The organism is Flavobacterium sp. (assembly GCF_043760115.1).
Lineage (GTDB): Bacteria > Bacteroidota > Bacteroidia > Flavobacteriales > Flavobacteriaceae > Flavobacterium.
Window position 1 is genome coordinate 1 of record NZ_JAYUPK010000073.1, and the last position, 3,271, is coordinate 3,271.

Annotated in this window: 1 protein-coding gene; it reads left to right on the top strand. The window is 32.9% G+C overall.

Annotated elements, in window-relative coordinates; all coding sequences use genetic code 11:
• The coding region (locus ACH2BC_RS06215; RefSeq protein WP_395053123.1) for a gliding motility-associated C-terminal domain-containing protein at positions 1 to 3,135 on the top strand (3,135 nt) is incomplete at its 5' end.
• Positions 3,136 to 3,271: the final 136 nt, after the last annotated feature.

Sequence of the window (3,271 nt, forward strand, 5' to 3'; positions counted from 1 at the left end):
GCAACGGATAATTGTGGAACTGCAACTGTGGTATTTACTCAATCTGATACTGCCGGAAACTGTCCTAACAATTATATTATTACAAGAACTTGGACCGCAACTGATTTATGTAACAATGTTACAACTCATACTCAAACTTTGACTGTTCAAGATACCACTGCACCAACATTTGTAGAAACTTTACCTTCTAATGTAACTGTAGAATGTTCTAACATTCCAACACCAGTTGTATTAACTGCAACGGATAATTGTGGAACTGCTGCTGTAGTTTATAATCAATCTATAAATACTGGAAACTGTGAAGGTAATTACACAATTATTAGAACTTGGACTGCAACAGATTTATGTAACAACATTACAACTCACATTCAAACTGTAACAGTTCAAGATACAACTGCTCCAACATTCAATCAAAGTTTACCTCAAAATGTAACTTTAGAATGTTCAAGTATTCCTGTAGCTCAAGTTTTAACAGCAACAGATAATTGTGGATTAGCAAATGTTAACTATTCTCAGACTATCCAAAACGGAAATTGTGCAGGAAATTATATTGTAACTAGAACTTGGATTGCAATCGATCCTTGCGGTAATACAACAATTCATACACAAATAATAACTGTTCAGGATACAACTGCTCCAACATTTGTGGAAACTTTACCAAGTAACATAACTGTAGAATGTTCTACTATTCCAACTCCAGTTGTATTAACAGCTAATGATAATTGTGGAACTGCAACAGTAGTATTTACTCAATCTAATACTGCAGGAAACTGTCCTAACAATTATATTATTACTAGAACTTGGACTGCAACTGATTTATGTGGAAATCAAACTGTTCACATACAAACTTTGACTGTTCAAGATACCACTGCACCAACATTTGTAGAAACTTTACCTTCTAATGTAACTGTAGAATGTTCTAATATTCCAACACCAGTTGTATTAACTGCAACGGATAATTGTGGAACTGCAACTGTGGTATTTACTCAATCTGATACTGCCGGAAACTGTCCTAACAATTATATTATTACAAGAACTTGGACTGCAACTGATTTATGTAACAATGTTACAACTCACATTCAAACTGTAACGGTTCAAGATACAACTGCTCCAGTATTTGTTCAAACATTACCTGCAAACATAACAGTAGAATGTTCAAATGTTCCTGCACCGGTTGTTTTAACAGCAACAGATAATTGTGGAACTGCAACAGTAGTTTTCAATCAAGCTAACACTTCAGGAACTTGTTCAGGATATTACACTATAACTAGAACTTGGACTGCAACTGATTTATGTAATAATCAAACTGTACACGTTCAAACAATTACTGTTCAAGATACAACTGCTCCAGTATTTGTTCAACCACTACCTGCAAACATAACGGTAGAATGTTCTAATGTTCCTGTAGCTCAAACATTTACAGCAACTGATAATTGTGGACCTGCAACAGTAACATTTAATCAAGCAATAACTGCTGGAAACTGTCAAGGTAATTACATTATTACAAGAACTTGGATTGCAACTGATTTATGTGGTAATACAACTCCTCATATTCAAGTTATAAATGTTCAAGATACTGTAGCGCCAACATTTGTAGAAACATTACCTTCTAATCTAACTGTAGAATGTTCTAATGTTCCTGCTCCAATTGTATTAACTGCTGTTGATAATTGTGGAACTGCATCTGTTGTTTATGTTCAAACAAACACGTCTGGAACTTGTGCTGGTAATTATATTATTACTAGAACTTGGACTGCAACTGACTTATGTGGATTACAAACTGTGCATGTTCAAACAATAACAGTTCAAGACACAACTGCTCCAACATTTGTAGAAACATTACCTTCTAATGTTACTGTTCAATGTTCAACAGTGCCAGTTGCAATAGTTTTAACAGCTACAGATAATTGTGGTACTGCTAATGTTACATTTACTGAAACATCTGCACCTGGAACTTGTACTGGTTCATACATATTAACTAGAACTTGGACTGCAACTGATTCTTGTAATAATGCTACAACTCACGTTCAAACTGTTACTGTTCAAGATACTACTGCACCAACTTTTGTTGAAACATTACCAAGTAATATAACTGTAGAATGTTCATCTGTACCAACTGCCGCTACTTTAACTGCAATAGATAATTGTGGTACTGCAAATGTTACATTTACTGAGACTAATGTTGTTGGTTCTTGTGCAGGATCTTATACGCTAACTAGAACTTGGATTGCAACTGATTCTTGTAATAATACTACAACTCATGTTCAAATTGTTACTGTTCAAGATACTATTGCTCCAACTTTAACATCACCATTTACTGCAATAATTAATGCAACTTGTGATGCTATTCCTGCGAGTCCTGTTTTAACATTTACTGATGCATGTGCTACTCAAACTCAAATAACTATTGTAACTACTGAAGTAACTTCAGATGTAACTTCTACTGGAACTTATACAATTATTAGAACTTGGACAGTAAGTGATGCTTGTAACAATTCGCAAACATTTACACAAACTGTTAATGTAACTATACCAAATTATATTAGAACTACAACTTTAGATACTCAATGTAATATTGATATAGATTTAACTATTGATTTAACTACAATTATTAATCAACAATTTCCTGGAACAATTTTACCAACTGGAACTTTTACAGATGTTAGTAACTCAGGTGAGTTAAGCTCTGATGGATTCTTTACACCATATGATTTAGCAAATGGAAGTTATATTGTTAGATATGAAAACAATGATCTTGATTGTCCTAGAATTATTGATATTATAATACCAGTAAATCAATCAGTATGCGATGTAGATAGTTGTCAGACTTTAGAAATTCGAAATGCATTTACACCAAATGATGATAATGTTAATGAACATTTTCAAATAGATAATATTACAACTGAATGTTATGAATTCAATACTGTAGAAATTTATAATCGTTGGGGAGTTTTGGTTTATGAGACTCAAAACTACAACAATGTTGATAGAGCGTTTAGAGGAATTTCTGAAGGAAGAAATACTGTTAAACAAGATTCAGAATTGCCAACAGGAACTTATTTTTACATAATTAAATTTAATAGTGTAATTGACGATATACCACCAAGAAACGGATACCTATATTTATCAAGATAATTAATTAGCAGAGAATTAAAAATTCTCTGCTATGTAATATAACACCCAAAATAGATGAGAACAAAAATTTTATTATTCGCTTTACTGTTAACAGGATTTGTAAGTTTTGGACAACAAGATGCGCAGTACACTCAGT